Source organism: Colwellia sp. MB3u-4 (assembly GCF_014077065.1).
In the GTDB taxonomy this organism is placed as follows: Bacteria; Pseudomonadota; Gammaproteobacteria; order Enterobacterales; family Alteromonadaceae; genus Cognaticolwellia.
The window spans coordinates 1-21866 of the sequence record NZ_JACGVE010000074.1; the positions used below are offsets into that span (position 1 = coordinate 1).

The following is a 21866-nucleotide window of genomic DNA, read 5'->3' on the forward strand; positions in this document are numbered from 1 at the left end:
CAGGAAAAATGGCCAAATATAAGGCATTTATTTTAATAACTAGTTGTTCTAATTATTAAATAAATAACGCAGTAGTGGGTTATTTTAACCAGTAAAAATGATCAGATAATTAGTGAGATTGGTATTATTGTTATTGACATGATTTATGCTCATATTAGTCATAACTAAGCTTAGTTATGACTAATATGAGCTAACTGATTTATCGATAATTGATTACGACCATTGTCTTTTGCTTGATAGAGTTGTTCATCAGCAAGCGTGATCCAATCTGTAATTTTTTCAGAATATGTCGCATTAGCCGTCACCACGCCAATAGATATTGTGACACTTATCAACTCCCCAGTGTCATGTTCAAATTGATGCTGGGCTATTTCTTGACGTAATTCTTCAAGCTTTTCTAGCATAATGCCTTGCTCATCATGTTGCGCAACAATAATAAATTCTTCACCGCCAAAGCGTGCCACAATATCACTGCGGCGAGGAAACTTATTACTCATGACTTCAGCAACATATTTTAAACAGCGATCACCCATTAAATGACCATATTCATCGTTAAGCTTTTTAAAGTGATCAAGATCTAGCATAGCCACTAACATAGTGGCATTATTTCGCGCCAGTATCGCTTGTAACTCACTAAATTTATTGTTCAGATAACGACGATTATATAAACCAGTTAAACTATCTTTATTGGCTAATTTTTTTAGGGCCGTATTCGCTTCATTTAATGCTTGGGTGCGTTTTTCTACTATATCTTCTAAAATAAATTGCTGCTTAAGTAAACGCTCTTTCGACTGCTGTAATTCCTCGTATAAGATTAAAAAATCAGTAGGCGCGACATAAGGCATAGTTTTGTAACCGCTTTTACCTCCACCGCGGGCAAGCTCTTTTAAAGCGAAGGCTAATGGTCTACTCAAAGTGCGAGCAAATTGGTTTGCTAAGACAATCACCAAAATAAAAATAACGAATAACGAGATAAAAATAGTCAAATATTGTTGCTCTACTAAAGCTAAAATTTGCCTATGCTCAATTAAAATAAATATTTTCCAGCCATTATTAAGTACCGATTGACGGTGCAAATAACGCTGTTTATTGGCACCATAAGTGTCAATCGTCAGTAGTTGATGTTTGGCATTCGCTTGATCCAAAGAAAAATTAAATTTCGACAATGTCGCCAGTGCTAAATCCGCATCAGCATAAATAACATTGTCATTTTCATCCGTTAATACCAGATCAATTTCTCGATCATTGGCAGCATAACGATTAACCTGCTTAAATAAATTAAGATTTAGCGAACCTTCAACAATACCAACAGGTTTATTTTTCTTGTTAGTATTATCGTTAGCATAAATTGGCGCACTAATAGCAATAATAGGGTCGGCACCAAAACCTCGACCCAAAAAAACCGAAGAAACATAAAGCGATTGCTGAAAAAAGGCTTGGGAAAAATACGAGCGGTCAGCAACACTAAAGCCACTTTGGGGCAGGTTTTCCATTAAAGCACGCGGTGAAGAAGTCACTAAATTGCCATCTTGATTGGCAATCAGCATGGTCAAAAAACCAGGATAAATTTCATGTACTTTAGTCAAGGCATCATCATAATTATTGGGCTCAATAACCGATAAGCTATTCGCTACTTGGGCTATTGCTTTCTTATGATCATCAACATAACTTTCAATAATACGCACCACGTACTGACTGCTAATATCAAGCTTATCTTGAAATTGTTGATCTTGAATATTGGTTAAACTTCGACTTAAAAATAAACAAACGCCGACCACAAAAAAAGCCGACATAACCCATAAAATATACTGCAAGTATTGTTTGAGATTTTTCACTAGCGGTGGTTGTTGTGACTTTATCCAACCTCTCAGTTTATCACCAAATACAAAAATCAAGATAACAGCTAAAGCAGTATAAAAAATTCCGTTGATACTTTGTTTAAACAAAGAAAATATTAAATATTCTGGCGCATTAGTCGTAGTGAATTCAATTAACAATGCGGTCAGTGGCATACCAATAACCAACCAATACAAAAAATCTGCTGTTGGTAAATACCAACCACGACTACGCAAATAAGAGACAAAAAGCGCTTCGCAGCCAAAAGTTAAAAAACCAAAGGGATGACCCCAAATAATTAACAACGGCGCGACACAAATCAAAGCACATAATAGGGTCAATGCGGGGCGAAGATAGGCGGCGGCAATAATAAATGCAAGGTTACCAAGCACTAAAAAAATACTATAGGCGAGCTCTATTGGGTAACTATTGAGTAAAGCGCCAGTTAAACCTAAAACTAAGGCGAATAAGATCGGGCCGATTTGACTAGGTTTAGGTTCAACAATGTCATGGTCATTGTCAAGCTTTAGAGCAATTTCAATAGGCGCTATAGCCATATATAATGTACCATTCCAATGGTGATTAAATTACTATGATGTGAACTCTATAGTGACGAAAGCTGCGATAGTGATTAAAAGTTACTAAAAACATCTCCTCAAAGCAAAATATTTTTTATCAACCATAAAATATTAGCCACTTCATACCAATATAAATATAACAATTATTGATAGTGCATTAAATACAAAAGCCCTGTCAATATCATTGCAGGGCTTTTGGCAAAGTTTCTAGCTTTTTATGAAGATTAAACCATATCGGCAAACGGGTTCTTTGCGGGTAACACTATTTTATTAGTAAAACCGCTAACACTAATATCTTCATCCGTAATAGTAAGATCATCATCCATTAACGTACCATCGCCAAAACGGTAAATAATTTGAAAATCGCCACTATCGGCTTGCGCTTGATATTTAACTCTTGCTTGTTCTACCACAGTGGCTTTATCACGGTAAATTTGCATCGCAGCAGCGCCGTGGCGTTTTTCCATCATCCCCAAGGTTACCGTTGGAGAAAACAAAGTCGCTGTGGCGTTGTTGCCACCAAAACCTTTCGAGTTAATAAAGGCGACGTCCATATCTTGACAATGCCAATGCTCAGTAGCAATATTTAAACGCTCGTTATAAACATCATCGGCCACTTTATCAATAGTGGTAATACCCGGCATAATATTGTGAGCAAATATGCCTAGCGCCATAGCTACCTGATCGCCACTGGCTGGGCCAATAGTATGACCAACAAAGGCTTTAGGTGCTGCTATCGGCCAATTATTAATATCAAAACTTTTGGCAATACGATCATAAATTAACGATTCAGTAACACGGTTTTGTGGGGTACTAGAGCCATGCGCTAAAATAAAGCTACGTTGTTGAACTGACTCTGCGCCAATAATCGACTTAGCCAAGGAAACTGACTTTGCCATAGTGATATAATTACCGGGTCCTGGTGCTGTAATCGATTTTTTAATACCGTCGGCGTTAGTAAAAACATCCGCTACTGAACCCAAAACATGCATACCAAGCTCTAGCGCTAAGGCATCATCCACTAAAACAATAAACTGCGCGGCTTCACCAATGGTAAAACCACAGTTATCACCAAACGGGCGGCTAGTGCGACGATGATCGGCAACGCCATTACCATCAATTTTTTTCAAACCTTCTTCATTGGCCAGTGCACTCATGTTGCCAAAACCTTCAACAACTTCAGGCGTAATAGCACAGTCATTACTACCCACAATGGCCAAGCGAATACGCCCTGCTTGAATATCTTGTACTGCCGCTTTTAAGTTATATAAAAAAGTGGCACATGCGCCGGTAGAGGTAAAGGTTGTTCCGACACTGCCAGTAACATAAGCGTTGATAAAGTCAGTCGACATGGTGTTTAAACCAAGGGCTAAATTTTTTGTTGAAACACGCTCACCTTTTTGGCGATTTTGCATCATGCCACCCAAGCCTTCAGCTTGAGTTTGACCAAATACCGAGGCTGAATAGGTACCAATTTCATCTGGGCAAATTTTATCAACAATTTCACTCCAACTATAACCGGTAGAATGAATAGCATCAGCAGCGCCAAAAATAGTCGCTTGTAAACCACGTGGCTGGTAACGGCTGTTATATAAACTGGCGGGTTTAAAACCTGTTGGAAATTGCCCTGCCGCTTTAATGGGGTTATCCCGAGTTGAGTCATGTTTGACTTCAATTTCACCGGCAATATCAACACGAACACGTTTATCTGCTAGTTCAGTAATTTGCCATGTGCGCGGTAATGGCTTAGGTAAATCACGGGCACGGGTTTCAAAGCTAATACCCTTTTCGCCAGTGTCCATCGTCAATTTTTGCTGCCATGGCGTCGCATCAGGGTCAAAATGTTCATTTTCAATTTTGCGAATTAATGTACCCGCTAAAATTTCTTCACCGAAACGTTTTTCAACCTCAGATTTGTCAACTACCTTACCTTCGGCATCAAGCAAGTGTCCGTCTTGACTGGTCAGTAAATTCATTAATGTTGCTAAACCAACAAAAGTTTCTTGGCGAGCTTCAGCATTTAATTTATCAATAACAATGCGGCGAAAGCCCTGATGAAACGATGTTCTACCTGCGGCATTAATACCGCCCATGCCGACTATAATAGGTAACGCAGTCATGAAAAAATCTCTTTAAATTCAAATATTAGTATTTATGTTGATCAGTGTAAGAGTTAGCGAAAATAAATAACATTCATTTATAGCCATAAAATATGTCAAAATAGCCAAACAAGTAGAATAAAGAGTGATGAGGTTAATGAAGACAAAATTTAAACGCCGTAAAGACAATACCATCAAGATTGCCTTGTTGCTTTATGATCAAATGCTAGCAACCAGTGTCAGCCTGCCGGTTGAAATGTTACGTGCGGGAGAAGCGGTGGCTTTGCAAGCAAACCGCCATGCACCGCGTTTGTCTATTCAAATGGTTGCTGAAAGCATTAAACCGATATCAACTCGCGCTTTAATTAAACTACTGCCTGATATTGACATAGATCATGCTCAACGGCCTGATTTTGCCTTTATTCCTAGTTTGTGGCGCAACCCCAGACCGACCATTGCTCAACAACCAAAAATGTTGCAGTGGTTAACTGAGATCTGGGGCAAAGGCTCAACCTTAATTGGCGGTGGTACCGGAGTTTGCTTAATGGCTGAGGCCGGTATTTTAGATTATCACCCAGCAACAACCCATTGGCACTATGTGGAGCAATTTAAACGTGATTATCCAAAAGTAGATTTGAAGCCAGATTTTTTTATCACCCAATCGGAACGCACTTATTGTGCGGCCAGTGTCAATGCCTTAGCTGATATTGTTGTGCATATTATTTTTCAGATTTACGGCCAAAATGCCGCACAACAAGTAGAGCGAAACTTTTCCCATGAAATTAGAAAGCCTTACGAAGAACAGCGTTATTTAGAAGGTGCGGTAGATCGCCACCCTGATGAGTTAATCAGCCAAATTCAATTTTGGTTAAAAACCAACTTAAATACTGAGTTAAGCTTAAATGACATCGCGCAGCAGTTCGGCATCAGTCAGCGTTCATTTACTCGCCGATTTAAATACGCCACCGGCATTAATGCGACACAATATTGGCAACAATTAAAAATACAAAGCGCGAAGGAATTATTAGCCGCGAGTAATTTATCTATTCAAGAAGTGGCTTTTCAAGTCGGTTATCAAGACCAAGCAAACTTTACTCGCCTGTTTAAGCAAAGGCTCAATATAACGCCAAAAGCTTACCGGGCGATGGTGAGAAGAAAATTATTTAGTAACGGCTAAGATAAGGACATTTTTTATTGTTCTATCTTAGGGCCTGATTTTTAGGGCTTGAGGGCTTAAGCTTTCGCGTGAGATTTTTAGTACTGAGTTTAAATACTGGGCTTAAATACTGAGCTTAAATACTGAGCTTATTAAAATTTATGCGCAAAATTCACTATGTAACAAGTTAATTAGTTTCACCACTGAAAGGTTGGCGATACTGTAAAAGATGGTTTGTGATTCGCGTCGCGTTTTAACTAAATTATCTTGACGTAATCTAGCTAAATGTTGCGATAAGCTTGATTGGCTCAAATCGACAAAATTATTCAGTTCATTCACCGACATTTCCTTTTCGCCCAAATGACATAAAATCAACAGCCGATGTTCATTACTCATTGCTTTCAATAAGTCCGCCGCTTGCGAAGCATTATTACGCATTTCTTTTATATCAATTGCGGCTAACTCGGCCATTTATTACTCGCTATTCATTATCGCAAAAAAATCATTTTATCGCGTAAAGTTATTTATAGTTGGATATTACATTAGATACTGCTAATATAAAAGTACATTACATTTTTCTAATATACCTTAACGTTATAATGAATGTTATAACGTAGACGAGGAAGCATTTTGAACTACCAACGCGTATTAAACTTTGCCATTGCAAAGCCAAAAGTTATCTATAGCTTACTATTGCTGATCACACTATTGAGTGTGGCTATGCTACCCCAAATAGCTATTGATACCGATCCTGAAAATATGCTCAGCCAAGATGCACCGGCGCGGGTATTTCACAATCAAATAAAAACTGACTTTCTGATGCGCGATATGATTGTCGTTGGTTTAGTCAGTAAAAATACTGTCTTTACGCCTGAAATCTTAAGCGTTGTTGAGCAATTAACTAACCAAATTTTGCAACTTGATGGCGTAATTAAACAAGACCTACTGTCGCTCAATGTGGTCGACAATATTCGCCAGTTAACTAATGAGCAAGGTGTTAACCAAGGTATTTTATTTGAATACCTGATGAAACAAGCGCCAACTACACTTAAAGCAAGCCAAGACATTCAGCAAGCAGTGAAACGTTTACCCATGCTGAACAACACCTTAGTCTCTGGCGACAACAAAGCGGTCGCCATTTATGTGCCCATTATCGCCAAAGATCAAAGCTACATTATTGCTGAACAAATTCGTCACTTAGCTGCCAATATCAGCACCATTGAGCAAGATGATTTAGCCATTCACATCACAGGTTTACCCGTGGCTGAAGACCAATTTGGCTACGAAATGTTTGTTCAGATGGGGGTCGCGGCGCCATTAGCGGGTTTAGCGATATTTTTATTACTGTGGTTTTTCTTTCGCAATTTTGCCTTGATCATTGCCCCTATGGTGGTGGCTATGGCAACAGTATTAATTATCATGGGCAGCTTGATTGGCTTAGGTTTTACCGTTCATATTATGTCTTCGATGATCGCAATATTTTTGATGCCGATAGCCGTGGTTGATTCTGTGCACATTTTATCAGAATTTGCCGATCGTTTTAAAGCTGGTGATGACGGGTCAAAAACCATTAAAAAAGTGATGGGCCATTTATATAAACCTATGCTATTTACCTCAATTACCTCTGCCGTCGGCTTTTATTCCTTGATGTTAACCCCTATTCCACCGGTAAAAGTTTTTGGCGCCTTTATCGGTACCGGCATTTTATTAGCCTTTGTTTTAACCATTACTTATATCCCTGCTTATATCGCCCGCATGAAGCCTGAAACCTTAGCCAAATTACAGCGCGCTATTGCACTGATGGAACAAAAAGGTAAGTTAGCCACCAGTCTAGAGAAATTAGGCACTTTTTCAGTTAAACGTGGCAAACTTATTTTGATCGCTTTTATCGCTTTATTTGCGGTCAGCCTAGTCGGTGTGAACCGCATTATCATTAACGACAATCCAGTGAATTGGTTTAAAGCGGATCATGAAATTCGTATCGCTGATAAAGTCCTTAATCAACACTTTGCCGGAACCTATGATGCATGGATAGTGTTTAGTAATAACCAGCCACCACCACAAACCGCCCTTAATAGCTTTAGGGCAATACTTGACGGTGCCAATGAGAGCGAAGCAAAAACCACTATTGCAGAAAGCTATAAACAGTGGGTAAAGCATAATAGCCGTGAGAAAGTCAGTTTTTTCACGCAAGATTTATTAATACAGCTTGATGACTTTCGCTTTAGCGCAAGCGCGCTAGAGCAACCTTGGCTTGAACAACTTTATAAGATCAGCGCGCAAGCGAACAATGCCCAAAAAATATTTACCGACCCTGAGATGCTTAATTGGCTCGCCACATTACAAAGCGCTATTGTCAATGCAGGCGATGTTGGCAAGGTTAATAGTTTGACCGATATCATTAGTACCGTTAACCGTGAATTAAACTCAGGTGACGATAAAGACTTTGCTATTCCTAGTAGCAGCAATGGTGTCGCACAAACCTTATTGCAATTTCAATCGTCTCATCGCCCACAAGATCTATCACACTTTGTTAGCCAAGATTATCAACGGACACTTTTATGGCTGCAAATGAGCAGTGGCGACAATCAGCATATGGCTAGCGTGGTGAGTTGGTTAGACGACTACATAGTTACCAATCCACCGCCTATCGACGTTCAGCATCAATGGGCCGGTAAGTCATACCTCAATGTTGTTTGGCAAGACGCCATGGTTAGCGGCATGATCGATAGCCTGCTGTCATCATTTGTTGTGGTATTTTTTATTATGGTGCTACTCTTTAGATCGATAAAATATGGCATATTAGCCATGCTACCCCTAACCTTTACCATCACCATGATCTACGGATTAGTGGGCTGGTTTGGCAAAGCTTATGATATGCCTATCGCGGTGCTTTCAGCATTAACACTGGGCTTATCTATTGATTTCGCCATTCATTTTCTTCAGCGTGTGCGCGAACTTGAAATTGAAAAGCAAAGCCTAAGTTTGGCATTACAAGCTATGTTTCAAGAACCTAGCCGCGCTATCGCCCGCAATGCCATTGTTATTGCTATTGGTTTTACGCCACTCTTGTTATCACCACTGATGCCCTATATCACGGTGGGCTTTTTCTTAGCCAGCATCATGATTTTATCCGCCTTAGTCACCTTAGTATTACTACCGGCGATACTGACACTATTAGCTCGGCGTAATAAGGCTAAGACTACAACTACAAAAAATTTAGCACAATCATAAGGACACCCTGATGAGCATTAACCTAAGTAATCATCTAATAAAAGCAGCAAAAGTTAGTGGCCAAGTCGCCTTGTCGTTTAGCTTATTGTTAGCAACTCACTTTACCTTACAGGCCGCAGAACCTAAGACGCTAGCCAATGAAAATGCTACGACAAAGGTCACAACAAAACCAGTGCGCGATATTATCGATCAAGCCAACCTTGCTTCATATTATGCCGGTGACGATGGCAGCGCTGAAGCACGGATGATTATTGTTGATGAAAACGGTAACCGCCAAATGCGCCAATTCACCATTTTACGCAAAGATGAAAAAGATCTGGGTGATCAAAATATGTTGGTGTTTTTTTCCCAGCCAAGCAATGTCAAAGACACAGTATTTCGCGTGGAAAAACAACTTGAATCTGATGACAATCGCTGGTTATTTTTACCGGCACTCGATCTAGTAAAACGTATTTCTGCTGGCGATAAACGCACGTCTTTTGTTGGTTCACATTTTTATTATGAAGATGTTTCTGGCCGCAATCCTAAAGAAGACAACTTTACCTTAGTCAGCGAAGATAAAGACAACTACCTGATTAACGCAGTCGCAAAAGATCGACAAAGTGTCGAATTTAGTCGCTATACAGTGAAAATTGATAAAGCTAATTTTTTACCGATTGAGACTATCTATTTCGACCAAAGCAATCAAGCAGCACGCAAAATGACGGTACTGCAAGTCAAAGACATTGACGGTATCGCCACCGTGATGAAATCACGCATTACCAACCTAAGCAATAATAGCTATACCGAAATGCAATTTCGACACGTTAAATATAACCTGGGCTTACCTGACAATATTTTTAGTGAGCGTAGCATGCGCACGCCACCTAAAGCTTGGTTAGAATAATCGCTAAACTATTTACCTAACACCATCATGCCTATGCCATTCGCACAGGTAATATGGTTAGTCAGGTTTTAGCCCGGAAAGTTAACGGCATAAAGATGAACGGCCGCTATTCATTGTCTCCTTAGATGCCAATAATAAGGCGCTAAAGACAAAACGATTAATTTAAAAAAGGTGATGACCATTAATAATATTTTATTAAGCAAAAGGTTTTTATGCCATACGCTGCTACCTTGTCTGCTAATTTTAGTTAATACTTCCGCTATGGCTAATAATGAAAATATCACCAAGGCGCAGCAGACAACTGACTCTAGTGATGAATGGGCAGAGTCCTGGGTCGAAGCGCCACCTCCGTCACCATGGCAGTTAACCGGTTTTGTTGAGGCTGGCTACGGGCAGTTTTTACAAAATAATATGGTCGAAAATAGCGCGTCACTGAATGAGATTAACGCTAGAGTCAATCTCGATTATAGCCATGAACTTTTCGAGGCCAGTGGTAAACTTGACAGCTACTATGATGCTGTATTGGCCAAAACCATTTTTCACACCCGAGAACTGAGCATTAGCGCTAGCCCGTTTAGTTTTGTTGATATAAAAGCGGGTAGGCAAGTACTGACTTGGGGCACTGGCGACTATCTGTTTCTCAATGATTTATTTGCTAAAGATTGGCAGTCTTTTTTTTCTGGCCGAGCCGATGAATACTTAAAAGCGCCATCGAACAGTGTTAGAAGTAACTGGTTTTTTAACCAAGTTAATTTCAGCTTAGTATGGACACCAGAATTCACCCCTGATAACTATATTACTGGCGAACGTTTCTCATTTTATTCGCCACAAGCACAGCAAATAGTCGCGCCAGAACAAGGTTTTTCCGTCGATAGAACCCATAAAGCACAATGGTCTGCTCGCTTAAAAACCCGTATTAATGATGTTGAGTTTTCACTTTATGGTTATCAAGGCTTTTGGCCAACACCTGTGGGCAGTAAAACCTTAGTAGAAAACCTAGGAGGGAATCCCTCTTCAAGCCAAAGCCAAAACCAAGCTTATTTTCCAAGGCTAAATTCATGGGGCGTTAGTGCTTTAGCGCCGTTTAAAGGCGGCATCGTCAACTTTGAATACGCTACGTATAATAGCATTGAAGATCAGCACGGAGATAAGGATCTGATCGCCAATGGCCAACACAGATTGTTAATAGGTTATGAACGCGAGCTAGCGAAAAATTTCACCGCCGGCCTGCAATATTACCTAGAGCGCACTAAGCATTATCAAGCTTTAGTTGATAATAGCCTAGTGCCTGAGCAATTAGTGGCTGAAAATCGCCACTTATTAACCCTACGTTTAAGCTATCGCGCGCAACGACAAACACTGCTTTATTCACTCTTTACTTTTTATTCGCCTAGCGATAAAGACGGTTATGTTAAACCTGCCGTTAATTATCAATATAATGACCAATGGTTATTCAGTGCTGGCGCTAATGTATTTTTTGGCCGACATGAGTATTCTTTTTTTGGCCAACATCAAGATAATAGCAATGCTTGGTTACGCGTGCGTTATCAGTATTAACCTAGCAAAGCCGTCAATGTAAGCAGATGATATGACTAAAATACTCATCTGCTGATCACTGGTTTACAGCAAAAGAAAGTAAGCCCAGCTCACCAATAACAGTAACCAAGGTAAAGCCGATAGTGCTCTAGCGCTGTTAGCTGAGCTTTCTGGTTTAATGCTTTCGGTAGCTATTGTCTCTGTTGATTCATTCGCTTTCGCTGCGACTGTTTTTTTACGTTGCTTGTCGCGCTCGCGGCCCTTAACTTTTTGTTGCTTCTTATATTCACTGATGCCTTTTTCAATGCCCTGAGCAATCAATTTTGTTTGCTCTTTGGTTTGTGCTTTTTTTTGCGTGCCTTTAGCAACACGTAAGGCTTCATTTTGTACTTCGTTGGACACTTTTGTTGTCACTTGAGCTGTCAAAGTTAGACTCCTTAATTATTTTTAATCATTATCTAATGATTGTATAATGCCATTATTAACACAATACTTTAACCACAAAGCGTATTAGTTTATGGTTGCTGCGGTAAACTATCGGCAACTAATTTGATTAATACCTATAATATAGAGACAAGCATGAGCGATTCACTTAGCACCGCAAAAAACCAAATTACACAAATGTTATCAATGCAAGATGCGATGAATTCACGGGTTAGCGAAACCTGGCGAGATAACAATTATGAATGGTATCGTGCCATTTGGGTTGAATGTGCAGAAATGCTAGATCACCATGGTTGGAAGTGGTGGAAACACCAAGAAATTGACATTGCACAAGTACAATTAGAACTGGTTGATATTTTTCATTTTGGCTTAAGTTTACGCTTAATGACTGGCGACTCAATTGAAGACATTAGCCAGACCTTAGCCACTGAATTAGGCCAAAACAGTGGCGAGCAAGATTTCAAAGTTGCTTTAGAAGCCTTGGCATCGAAAGCCCTTAGTGATAAAGCCTTTGATGCCTTAGCATTGGCGGACTGCATGCGCTTAATGTCGATGGATTTAAACGAGCTGTTTCGCCAATATGTGGGTAAAAACACCTTGAATTTCTTCCGTCAAGATCACGGTTATAAAGAAGGTAGCTATATTAAAATTTGGCCTGGTGGTGAAGATAACGAAGTGTTAGCAAACTTAGTTAATACCCTAGACGCCAGCGCGGTTGATTTCCAGCAACAACTTTATGTCGCATTAGAAGCTAAGTACCCAAAGTAGTACAAGTAACATAAGTGAAGAAATTAAAATAAAACACTGTAAATCAGTGAGTTGCTTGCCACTTTAACTGTAGTTAATTTTATTAATGCACTACTCAGCAGATAACACCATCTCTGGCTCATTTTTTGCTTTATCTAGCTAACTAAGATAAACGTCAAAAAATTGAACTGCCGGAGATGTATATGGAACTCATTCTATTTGCCATGATCAGCCTAATTGTTATTGTTGGTGTGCTTGTTAGCCGCTTAAACGATAATAGTTTTCCCTTTCCTTTCGATCGTAAAACTGCCCTGTTTACGCCCGCAGAAAAAAACTTTCAAAACCTGGTTGAGCAAGCAATGGGCTCAAGGTATCGCATTATTAATCGCGTTAAACTTGCCGATATTGTTAGCATTCGCAATGGCGTATCAAATCGAGCAGGCCAAACAGCAACAAATAATGCTAATAGCAAATATTTAGATTTTGTTATTTGTGAACGCGATAGCATGAAATTACTCGGCGTCATTGATTTAGTTGACACCCAAGGTAAAGGCTACAAGATTAAAAAAGACTGGTTTGTTAGCGGTACACTTGAAGCAGCAGCCATTCCACATATTCGTATAAAAGTGAAAGCCAATTACACTATCGATGAAATTCGCAGCTGTATTAATAGCCGGATATTAGGTAATAATGCACCTACACAGGCACCAAAAGTCAAAGGTCGAATTATTCCTGCGCCTTTAGTGAAAGCTCGTCCAAAACCATCCGGTGTATTCACCTCTTCAGCCGCGCAAGCAATGTTGGCAAAAGATACGCCCGCTATGGCTAGACAGGTTTCTTCTGCTCAAGTAGCAGCATTACCTCACTAAGTTTATTTATTGCCTGGGTATCAGGTGCCAAATAAAAGCTAAAGCAGACATTGTTGTCTGCTTTTTTGTTGATAAATACCCGCTCCACTGAAAGCGCTGATTTCAGCGTTAAGCGAAGCAATCAGCTGAAGGCGCAAGACTTGATAAGCGCTATGCTATTTTCAAATATTGTTAAAAGATTTTATACGCAAGTCGCGCTATAATCCGCCCATAAACCTTGGCGAAATCTATTCGCTAAAATTTTTACAGGATAAAAGTTAATGAAAGCAGGCATTATAGGCGCAATGGAGCCAGAAGTTGCAATTTTAAAAGCAAAGTTAGTCAATGGCCAAACATCCACGCATGCTGGATACACCTTTTATCAAGGGCAGTTAAATGGCTCTGACGTGGTTATTGTGCAATCAGGTATTGGCAAAGTAGCGGCCGCCTTAGCAACCGCGATACTTATTGATAAATTTCAGCCCGATTACGTGGTTAATACCGGCTCTGCTGGTGGTTTTGACCATGCACTTAAAGTGGGCGATATTGTCATCAGCTCAGAACTGCGTTACCACGATGTTGACGTGACCGCTTTCGGTTATGAAATAGGTCAATTACCGGCTAACCCACCGGCCTATATTCCCCACCCTGAACTTGTTGCCGCGGCAAAAGTGGGTATAAGCTCACTTGATAATGTGCAAACTTTGGTTGGCTTAATCACCACAGGTGATACCTTTATGACTAAAGATGAAGACATTGCCAAAGCTAGAGCTAATTTCCCCACTATGGCGGCAGTGGAAATGGAAGGAGCTGCTATTGCACATACCTGCCATCAGTTTAATATTCCTTTTGTGGTGATTCGCTCAATGTCTGATATTGCCGGCAAAGAGTCGCCAAGCTCGTTTGAAGCTTACCTAGAAACCGCATCGATTAATTCTTCTAAGTTAGTCATTAGCATGTTAGATGCGTTAAAAGGTACAACACTAAACTAATGGCAAACCTGAGTAATATACTAACCAGCTCAGAGCTGTATTCTGCCGCTATAACGCTATTATTGCTCATAGCGTTAAAAGCATTGATCAGTCAGTTTGTTACTCAGCAACCGTTAGCTTTTTTCAATTTTTACTGTCAGCGCCTTGCCGACAAAGTGAATCAACAAAGTAGTACTCCACGCCAACAAAAAATTTCAGGCTTAATCGCTATTTTAGTAACTTTAGTGCCATTAATGACGATTTTATCGCTATTTGAAATGTTTATTGAAGTGCCTTGGCTTTGGCAGGCGTTATTACTTTACTTTGCATTAGGCAGCTTCGGGTTAACTAAAACCTGCAAAGGGGTGGCACGAGAGTTAGTTGCCAATAACCATTACCAAGCAAAACAAAAAATAGCGCCCTATTTATTACGTGATACCCAGCAACTATCGCCGTTAGGCGTGAGTAAAGCCTGTATTGAAATGCAAGTGCTACGTAGCTCACAATTACTGGTTTGCGTTGGCTTTTATTATCTGCTGTTTGGTCCATTGGCGGCATTAACTTTTCGTTTATTACTTGAAATGCATTATGCTTGGAATATAAAACTTGTGCGTTTTTCCCATTTTGGCGCGGCAGTAAATTATATCGTTACACTACTGCAATGGTTACCGTCACGCTTATTTTCCTTGCTGCTTTTACTTGGCACAGTTGGCCAAAACACCTTGCTGTATTGGCGTTTAATCCGGGGCAAGTTTTTCCAAACCAACAACGCCATATTATTGCATGTACTGGCTTTAAGTTTAGAAATAAAATTGAGCGGTGTCGCTATGTATAATGGTGATAAAGTCCGTAAAGCCAGTTTTAATGACCACGCAAGACAACCGCAAGCCACTGACATTATTCATGCCAGCAAACGGATAAATTACGCATTATACCTGTTTATTTTATTGCTGATGCTATTAGCCATTATTTCTTATTCTGTTGCTGGTCAGGGTAAGTAAGTGTTTCAATTTCAAGTCTAATACCGAGTCATTCAAGCTCAGATGACATAATACCAATGGCTATAACAACTTTTCACCATGTTAAATGGCGATTAAATGGCAATTAAAAGCATTTGCTATCACCGCAATTTTGCTAAACTATCAAGCCTAAAACACAAGTCAGCTTAAAATACGTCACTTTAAGTAGAGGCTATATTTTTACTACATTATAGGAATTTATGATGAAACTTATCACCACAACATTAGCTGTTTTATTGAGCGCATTCTCGCTTTTTACTTTTGCTGAGCAAACCGCCACTATTTCACAGCAAGCATTGTTAACCTTAATGGCAACGCCTGCGAATAAAACCGTGATATTAGATGTGCGTACGGCTGAAGAGTTTGCCGAAGGCCATATTGAAGGCGCGATCAATATCAGCCATAAGCAAATTAATGCCAATCTTAATAAAATTATCGCCTTAAAAGATCAAACTGTCGTGGTGCATTGTAAATCAGGCCGTCGTGCACTAAGTGCTGAAAATGATTTACGTGCTGCCGGTTTTAGTGATCTTCGCCATCTCGATGGCGATATGAATGCTTGGCAAGCTGCAGATTTACCTCTAATAAAATAACCAAATAAGTACTTTAACAAATGTCAGAATTACTCTATCGGCTTGATCTATTCGGCATTATTGTTTTTGCCTTTTCAGGGGCATTAATGGCCGGGCGCTATAAACTTGACCCCTTTGGTGTGGTGGTGCTGTCTGCGGTGACCGCGATTGGCGGTGGCACCATTCGCGATGTGATTTTACAAACACCCGTATTTTGGGTCGAAAATCCGGTTTATCTTTATGTGATTTTGGCTACTGCGCTACTGACTATTATTTTTATTCGTTGCCCAAAACGCATTCCCAAACGACTTTTATTGGTTTCAGACGCCTTTGGTTTAGCCTTATTTGCTGTATTAGGCACCGAAAAAGCACTCAGCCTAGGTGCAGCAGTTCCTGTCGCCATTGTGATGGGCACAATGTCAGCCGTCGCTGGCGGCATGATACGCGATGTCTTGTGTAATGTAATTCCGATGATTTTAAGAAAAGAAATTTATGCTACCGCCGCTATCTTAGGGGGTACATTATATACCTTATTGCTATATGTTGACTTACCCCAGCATATCGCTATTATTGGCTCAATAATGGGCGCATTGTCGTTACGTTTAGCGGCAATTTATTGGCGCGTGACCTTACCGGCTTTTGATATAATTGAGCAAGAAGACAGTAAGAAATAGCGCTAATTATCGCTAGTGAACTAAGTTAACAGCTAGCTTAGTTCACCTAAAAAATTTACACTCAGCATTAACCTCTAGACCTAAGTTAAACCATATCAACCTAAGTTAAATCCTAAGACCTAAGTTAAATCCTAAGACCTAAGTTAAAAATCAGCCTGTAGCATGCTATTAATCGGCTATGGGAAATAAACCTTGTCGCCTAATTGTTTCGCCTAACCCTTATATTCAATTTTATCCGCCTGTTAGCCGTTTAGGATCAAGTAATGCAATAAGCTCGGTTTCACTAATATCGGTTAGCTCTAGCGCAACATCTAATACGGTTCTTTTTTCTTGATGCGCTTTTTTGGCTATTTCAGCGCTTTTGTCATAACCAATCAAATTTGTTAGTGCAGTTGCCAGTATCGGGTTTCTGACCAAGTTTTCATTGATCATTATATGGTTAACTTGCATGTCTTTGATCACTTTATCAGCAAGTGCCGAGCTGCTTGAACTCAATAGCTGAATGCTTTGCAGTAAAGTATGGCCAATTAACGGTAACATGGTGTTGAGTTGAAAATTGCCCGATTGTCCTGCCAAGGTAATGGTGGTGTCATTACCAATCACCTGAGTGCAAGCCATGAGTACCGCTTCAGGGATCACAGGGTTAACTTTGCCAGGCATAATACTGCTGCCTTTTTGTAGTTCAGGTAGCTGTAATTCATTTAAGCCATTTAACGGCCCACTGCTCAGCCAACGAATGTCATTACTGACTTTACTCAAACTAACCGCTGTAGTTTTGAGCAGACCACTGATCTGCACTGCTGTATCTTGAGCACTGATGGCTCGAAAATAATTATCCGCTGGGCTCAGTGTTAACCCAGTTCTTTCGCTTAATACCCGCGTTACAATCGTAGCAAACTCAGGATGTGTGTTAACACCTGTACCGATAGCCGTGCCTCCAATAGCCAGTTTGCACAAGCTAGGTAAGCTATTTTTAAGCTGGTCATGTGCATAACTAATTTGGCTGCTCCAGCCACTTATTTCCTGAGCGAAACTCAATGGCATAGCGTCCATTAAATGCGTTCTGCCGGTTTTAATCGTGTTGTGATGTTCACTTGCTTTTACATCCAAGGTATCGCTCAAATGTTGTAGTGAGGGTAACAATTCATCAGAGATAAGCTTTGCTGCACTTAAGTGGATACATGACGGGATAACGTCATTAGAGCTTTGCCCCATGTTCACGTCATCGTTTGGGTGAAGAGTAATTTTTTGCTGACTATGTCGCTTGACTAACGAGGCAATAACTTCATTCACGTTCATGTTAGTGCTGGTGCCCGAGCCGGTTTGAAATACATCAATGGGAAACTGATTAAGGTGAAAGCCGTCAGCCACTTCTTTGGCAGCCACTTGAATAGCAGCAGATTTATCGGCATCAAGCAGCCCTAACTCTTCATTAGCTTGTGCACAGGCGCTTTTTATTGTCGCTAGTGCCCAAAGAAAGGCCCGCGGCATTTTTAGCTCGCTAATGGTAAAATTAGTCAGGGCTTTGGCCGTTTCACTGCCATATAATATATCGGTTATCTCGCCACTCTTAGAGGTTTTATTGTCGTCATTTTTTTGCATTTAGTTATCCTTTAATTACTTGAGAATAGTAGCTTGAGAATAGTAGCTTGAAAATTTTTCGTCGACTGACTATATGCCTATGTAATAATAGGCATATTACTGTGAGAATATAGTTAATCTGACTACTTATTGAACATGAGTTTATTTTTAACTTCTGCTAGATACTCAACATCATTCAATTTGTCTTCGTTGTATTCTGGACATGCTTGTATCTGCTCAAAACTAAGATGACAGGTAACCGATTTTTCTTGCCAATTTAACTTATCTAAATGCTTTGGAGAGATCAGTACTTTTTTGCCGCCAGGTAGCCAATCACGGGTATCAACCACAATGTAAAGCAGAGACCAACTATCGGTGTCACAAATGAAGTCTTTGATATAGCCTTTTTTGCCATCTAAAGCATCTATACCGTAATGCGTAATCTCATTGGTTGAACGAAGATGATTGCTAGTTTTACTATCTTCACTTTCGCTGCTATCTTTTGACAATGTATTGGGATTAACCAAAGCCATTGGATACGCGTATTCACCCCATGCTCCAGGCCCCACCCAATAGTAACCATAAGAATAATAATCAAAATAGCTCTTTTCAAACTCACGGGAAACTGTTTCGTGTTCATCGATTTGTGGACTGTTCTTAACCTTATCTTTTGTTATAGACACGTTAAGTTGCTGCGCTTCAATGTCGTATTCAAGCAATGATATAGGGCTTATTAAGGTTTTTTCACTTAAGGGTACCCAAGGTTGAATATCAACGACCATAAATCTTATGGTCCAGTGTCTATCATCAAAATACACATCGGTTACCTGCCCAACTTCACCATCTACTGCATGAATAGTACTGCCATTTAGCGCTTCCAAATTGACTAACATCACTTTCTCCATCTTTGTTCGTTATATTTAACAATTAATTTTCATCAAAACGTCAGAATTTTCGCTCTCATACGCCAATAATAATTTACGATGATTTGCGTACAAGTTCCTTACGTTATATATAACAAAATTGCTTGCTATATCGCTTCGAGTACATACTATAATTATAGTTCAAATTTTATTTATTTGAATATAAAAACAAAATAACTTATAAAAACTTAGAGATAAATTTAAACACACCAAAATAAATAGTTAGTATACTAACTAAAAGTCAATGGTCAAAACAAACATTTAACAGCTTCGGATTGGTTTTATTTGACAAAGCTATGGGTTAAAAGTCATAGCGGCAGTAACTAATATGTTCAGTAGCAGCGTCATTTTATTAAACTTAACACGCCAGTGTGTTATACCAATTTCATTAAGTTATTGCCCACTTGTGCTGGTTAAAATACACCAAGGCTACGGTGCTCTCAATCACAATAGCCAGCTATTGCTCAATTAAGCGTCTTGCCCTGATGCATTTTCTCTGCGCACAACAAGATCACAAATTTAATGAAAGTGGTATTAGTGATGAATAATCAGGCTATAACGGGAATAGCTTTATTTACCTTGTTCAGTGACTCGCCTGATTATTGTTGATATATGGCGTGGCGTTTAGCCACTAGGCATTGACGCGAAACCGTATTCGATTTACACGTAATTCAACCAGGGCAAAAAATCGAGGGGATAGTTAACTAGCTTTAAATTGTAAATTTACCCTAAGTTTGCGGTGCATTGTGGGCACTTAGACGCTTTAATATTGATAACTGAATAACAAAATTGGCAATTTTTAGTTGCCTTGTCTACTTGCTTTGACTCTGCGTCCTTTATACGATTAATGCCCTTAACTAAGATAAAGGCAAACCAAGACACTATCATAAAACTGAAGACACTATTAATAAACAAACCATAACTGAGCGTTACCGCACCGTCTTTATTGGCAAGTACTAAGGTGGGATATGGGCCACCCTGTACACCATTTTTTAGCACCAAGAACAAATCGGCCAGATCAACGCCGCTGGTAAATAAACCTATGGTTGGCGCAATAACATTAGCCACTAAACTACTGGTAATGGTAGCAAAAGCGCCGCCTACGACAATACCAATAGCTATATCTAGCACATTGCCTTTCAAAGCAAAGGCTTTATATTCCGCAAATATTTTCTTCATATTGTCTCAGTTGTAATGCTTAACTGTGGTTATATCAATAGATAACCGTTAAACATTCACTTTGTCTGCTTTTTCTTCGGCATAGCAAAGTTCGCGTAAATTGTGGTTGCTGTGCCCGCAATAAGAGACAACATAGCGACACCAAACATGGCATTATTTTTAGCTTCAAAAGCCAAAAGATATAAGCCTAATGCAACAAAGCACAAACCTACGGAAATAAAAGCTTTTGGGTGTAGCGTTATCAACCGAGATGATAGTGCATATTTTGCTGCTTTAGGTTTAGCATGAGCAGCTGTTTTTCGTTTATGTTTATTTGTCGGCATTACCAACTCCTTAGGTTAACACCCGCAAATGCGAGGCTTTAATAGTATAAATCAATTAAGTTCACGCGAAAGAATCATGAGCAGTGACCTTATTGATATCACCACACAATACTCATCTGATGCTTGCTAGCAAAATACTGCTATTAACGAGTGAAATATAGTGGCTTAAATATAAACCAAGCATGAGAGAAACTCGACTTTTTTTATCCTTTTAAAGCACTTATAGGCGTAAATTACACCCACCGGCAATCGCTGATAAATTGTTGGCTATAAGGTTAGTGATTTGAGGTTAGTGAAGTGAGGTATTTATTGTGCTCCTAACATTCATCAGGATTTAAGAGAGTCACTGACTATTTGAATCTAAGAGCGGAGCTAAACAATGAATACACTAATAGCAATTTCATTAATTAGCTGGTCTACTTTATACGCAGGAAAAATGGCCAAATATAAGGCATTTATTTTAATCACTAGTTGTTCTAATTATTAAATAAATAACGCAGTAGTGGGTTATTTTAACCAGTAAAAATGATCAGATAATTAATGAGATTGGTATAATAGTGTTTAATTTGATGACTCATGCTAATGCTTTTAGCCTAGGGCTAACATGACATTATTAACTAAACAAAGAAGAGTATTGGGTTGGTAAGCCGTCGAATAGGTGTCGACTGTGCGACACCTATTATTATGGCTTATGTCTTATGGGTTATGCTTTTGTAGTCGCTCTTAGCATCCAAGCTGTTTTTTCATGTATACGCATACGGTCAGAAACTAGCGATGCCGTTGATTCATCATCAGCACTTTGGGCAATTTTTAAGACTTTACGGCAAGTTTTAATCACTTGTTCGTGACCTTTAGTGAGCAATTCAACCATCTCAGCTGAGCTTGGCACTCCGTCTACTTCTTTAACCGAGCTAAGTTTTGCAAACTCTTTATAAGTACCAGGTGCTGGCACATCAAGTGTTCTAATACGTTCAGCAATATCATCGACAGCAATGGCCAATTCTGTGTAATGCTCTTCAAACATTAAATGTAATTCACGAAATTGTAGGCCAGTTACATTCCAATGAAAGTTATGTGTTTGTAAATATAGCGTGTAAGAGTCTGCTAAAAGCTGCTTTAAACCATCTGAAATTTCTGTTCTATTTTCTTTATTTATACCAATATTTATATCTGTCATTTTATTTCCTCATGTTGAACATAGTGAAAATCATACCTACGCCGACTAAACGGCGAAAGATAGCTGGCTATAATTGCGAAAAA

General features: G+C 39.5%; 19 protein-coding genes. 10 read left to right on the forward strand and 9 right to left on the reverse strand.

From position 1 onward, the window contains the following. Positions 1 to 170: 170 nt before the first annotated feature. Positions 171 to 2393 (reverse strand): diguanylate cyclase, encoded by a 2223-nt coding sequence (locus H4J61_RS05500; RefSeq protein WP_182184285.1) that lies wholly within the window; start codon positions 2391 to 2393, stop codon positions 171 to 173. Between the two features lie 245 nt (positions 2394 to 2638). Beyond that, a complete protein-coding gene (locus H4J61_RS05505; protein WP_182184286.1) occupies positions 2639 to 4534 on the reverse strand; it encodes a beta-ketoacyl synthase in 1896 nt (631 codons plus the stop codon). Positions 4535 to 4670: 136 nt separating this feature from the next. Here H4J61_RS05505 and H4J61_RS05510 point away from each other — a divergent pair, with 136 nt between their 5' ends. Then, complete coding sequence (locus tag H4J61_RS05510; RefSeq protein WP_182184287.1) at positions 4671 to 5690, forward strand: GlxA family transcriptional regulator; 1020 nt, start codon at positions 4671 to 4673, stop codon at positions 5688 to 5690. A 138-nt stretch (positions 5691 to 5828) separates the two neighbouring features. Here the strand turns inward: H4J61_RS05510 and H4J61_RS05515 are convergent, their stop codons facing one another. Next, positions 5829 to 6140 (reverse strand): metalloregulator ArsR/SmtB family transcription factor, encoded by a 312-nt coding sequence (locus tag H4J61_RS05515; protein WP_220460996.1) that lies wholly within the window; start codon positions 6138 to 6140, stop codon positions 5829 to 5831. A gap of 159 nt (positions 6141 to 6299) precedes the next feature. Between H4J61_RS05515 and H4J61_RS05520 the strand changes: the two genes are divergently transcribed. The 3 genes from H4J61_RS05520 to H4J61_RS05530 all read left to right on the forward strand — a co-directional run bounded on the left by H4J61_RS05520 (position 6300) and on the right by H4J61_RS05530 (position 11346). After that, positions 6300 to 8903 (forward strand): RND family transporter, encoded by a 2604-nt coding sequence (locus H4J61_RS05520; RefSeq protein WP_259363125.1) that lies wholly within the window; start codon positions 6300 to 6302, stop codon positions 8901 to 8903. Positions 8904 to 8913: 10 nt separating this feature from the next. Next, a complete protein-coding gene (locus tag H4J61_RS05525; RefSeq protein WP_182184288.1) occupies positions 8914 to 9789 on the forward strand; it encodes an outer membrane lipoprotein-sorting protein in 876 nt (291 codons plus the stop codon). A 261-nt stretch (positions 9790 to 10050) separates the two neighbouring features. Beyond that, a complete protein-coding gene (locus tag H4J61_RS05530) occupies positions 10051 to 11346 on the forward strand; it encodes a hypothetical protein (protein ID WP_182184289.1) in 1296 nt (431 codons plus the stop codon). A 63-nt stretch (positions 11347 to 11409) separates the two neighbouring features. On the opposite strand, the gene H4J61_RS05535 is transcribed toward H4J61_RS05530, so the two are convergent. Then, positions 11410 to 11739, reverse strand: a complete 330-nt coding sequence (locus H4J61_RS05535; RefSeq protein ID WP_182184385.1) for a DUF2956 family protein — start codon at positions 11737 to 11739, stop codon at positions 11410 to 11412. Positions 11740 to 11904: 165 nt separating this feature from the next. Here H4J61_RS05535 and H4J61_RS05540 point away from each other — a divergent pair, with 165 nt between their 5' ends. The 6 genes from H4J61_RS05540 (at position 11905) to H4J61_RS05565 (ending at position 16600) form a co-directional block, all read left to right on the forward strand. Further along, positions 11905 to 12537, forward strand: coding sequence for a dUTP diphosphatase (locus tag H4J61_RS05540; protein WP_182184290.1), 633 nt, complete (start codon positions 11905 to 11907; stop codon positions 12535 to 12537). 182 nt (positions 12538 to 12719) lie between these two features. Next, positions 12720 to 13385: a DUF2726 domain-containing protein gene (locus tag H4J61_RS05545; protein WP_182135908.1), complete on the forward strand. Its 666-nt coding sequence runs from the start codon at positions 12720 to 12722 to the stop codon at positions 13383 to 13385. A gap of 260 nt (positions 13386 to 13645) precedes the next feature. Continuing rightward, entirely contained in the window at positions 13646 to 14356 is a 711-nt protein-coding gene (gene mtnN, locus H4J61_RS05550; protein ID WP_182184291.1) for a 5'-methylthioadenosine/S-adenosylhomocysteine nucleosidase, read from the forward strand. After that, positions 14356 to 15336, forward strand: a complete 981-nt coding sequence (locus H4J61_RS05555; RefSeq protein WP_182184292.1) for a cobalamin biosynthesis protein — start codon at positions 14356 to 14358, stop codon at positions 15334 to 15336. The genes mtnN and H4J61_RS05555 overlap by 1 nt, the downstream gene beginning before the upstream one ends. A 218-nt stretch (positions 15337 to 15554) precedes the next feature. Then, a complete protein-coding gene (locus H4J61_RS05560) occupies positions 15555 to 15947 on the forward strand; it encodes a rhodanese-like domain-containing protein (protein ID WP_182184293.1) in 393 nt (130 codons plus the stop codon). A gap of 20 nt (positions 15948 to 15967) precedes the next feature. After that, a complete protein-coding gene (locus H4J61_RS05565) occupies positions 15968 to 16600 on the forward strand; it encodes a trimeric intracellular cation channel family protein (protein WP_182135912.1) in 633 nt (210 codons plus the stop codon). Between the two features lie 231 nt (positions 16601 to 16831). On the opposite strand, the gene H4J61_RS05570 is transcribed toward H4J61_RS05565, so the two are convergent. The 5 genes from H4J61_RS05570 to H4J61_RS05590 form a co-directional block, all read right to left on the reverse strand. Next, positions 16832 to 18202 (reverse strand): lyase family protein, encoded by a 1371-nt coding sequence (locus H4J61_RS05570; RefSeq protein ID WP_182184294.1) that lies wholly within the window; start codon positions 18200 to 18202, stop codon positions 16832 to 16834. 122 nt (positions 18203 to 18324) lie between these two features. Then, positions 18325 to 19074, reverse strand: coding sequence for a PRC-barrel domain containing protein (locus tag H4J61_RS05575; protein ID WP_182184295.1), 750 nt, complete (start codon positions 19072 to 19074; stop codon positions 18325 to 18327). Between the two features lie 753 nt (positions 19075 to 19827). Next, on the reverse strand, positions 19828 to 20283 hold the full coding sequence (gene mscL / locus H4J61_RS05580; protein ID WP_182184296.1) for a large conductance mechanosensitive channel protein MscL: 456 nt from the start codon (positions 20281 to 20283) through the stop codon (positions 19828 to 19830). A gap of 56 nt (positions 20284 to 20339) precedes the next feature. Next, complete coding sequence (locus H4J61_RS05585; protein ID WP_182135916.1) at positions 20340 to 20606, reverse strand: hypothetical protein; 267 nt, start codon at positions 20604 to 20606, stop codon at positions 20340 to 20342. 703 nt (positions 20607 to 21309) lie between these two features. After that, a complete protein-coding gene (locus H4J61_RS05590; RefSeq protein ID WP_182135917.1) occupies positions 21310 to 21783 on the reverse strand; it encodes a Dps family protein in 474 nt (157 codons plus the stop codon). Positions 21784 to 21866: the final 83 nt, after the last annotated feature.

Excerpts from the sequence above, each read along its gene's own strand:
- H4J61_RS05500 (WP_182184285.1), bottom strand. The coding sequence starts at position 2,393 with ATGGCTATAGCGCCTATTGAAATTGCTCTAAAGCTTGACAATGACCAT.
- H4J61_RS05505 (WP_182184286.1), bottom strand. The coding sequence starts at position 4,534 with ATGACTGCGTTACCTATTATAGTCGGCATGGGCGGTATTAATGCCGCA.
- H4J61_RS05510 (WP_182184287.1), top strand. The coding sequence starts at position 4,671 with ATGAAGACAAAATTTAAACGCCGTAAAGACAATACCATCAAGATTGCC.
- H4J61_RS05515 (WP_220460996.1), bottom strand. The coding sequence starts at position 6,140 with ATGGCCGAGTTAGCCGCAATTGATATAAAAGAAATGCGTAATAATGCT.
- H4J61_RS05525 (WP_182184288.1), top strand. The coding sequence starts at position 8,914 with ATGAGCATTAACCTAAGTAATCATCTAATAAAAGCAGCAAAAGTTAGT.
- H4J61_RS05530 (WP_182184289.1), top strand. The coding sequence starts at position 10,051 with ATGGCTAATAATGAAAATATCACCAAGGCGCAGCAGACAACTGACTCT.
- H4J61_RS05540 (WP_182184290.1), top strand. The coding sequence starts at position 11,905 with ATGAGCGATTCACTTAGCACCGCAAAAAACCAAATTACACAAATGTTA.
- H4J61_RS05545 (WP_182135908.1), top strand. The coding sequence starts at position 12,720 with ATGGAACTCATTCTATTTGCCATGATCAGCCTAATTGTTATTGTTGGT.
- mtnN (WP_182184291.1), top strand. The coding sequence starts at position 13,646 with ATGAAAGCAGGCATTATAGGCGCAATGGAGCCAGAAGTTGCAATTTTA.
- H4J61_RS05555 (WP_182184292.1), top strand. The coding sequence starts at position 14,356 with ATGGCAAACCTGAGTAATATACTAACCAGCTCAGAGCTGTATTCTGCC.
- H4J61_RS05560 (WP_182184293.1), top strand. The coding sequence starts at position 15,555 with ATGATGAAACTTATCACCACAACATTAGCTGTTTTATTGAGCGCATTC.
- H4J61_RS05565 (WP_182135912.1), top strand. The coding sequence starts at position 15,968 with ATGTCAGAATTACTCTATCGGCTTGATCTATTCGGCATTATTGTTTTT.
- H4J61_RS05570 (WP_182184294.1), bottom strand. The coding sequence starts at position 18,202 with ATGCAAAAAAATGACGACAATAAAACCTCTAAGAGTGGCGAGATAACC.
- H4J61_RS05575 (WP_182184295.1), bottom strand. The coding sequence starts at position 19,074 with ATGTTAGTCAATTTGGAAGCGCTAAATGGCAGTACTATTCATGCAGTA.
- mscL (WP_182184296.1), bottom strand. The coding sequence starts at position 20,283 with ATGAAGAAAATATTTGCGGAATATAAAGCCTTTGCTTTGAAAGGCAAT.
- H4J61_RS05585 (WP_182135916.1), bottom strand. The coding sequence starts at position 20,606 with ATGCCGACAAATAAACATAAACGAAAAACAGCTGCTCATGCTAAACCT.
- H4J61_RS05590 (WP_182135917.1), bottom strand. The coding sequence starts at position 21,783 with ATGACAGATATAAATATTGGTATAAATAAAGAAAATAGAACAGAAATT.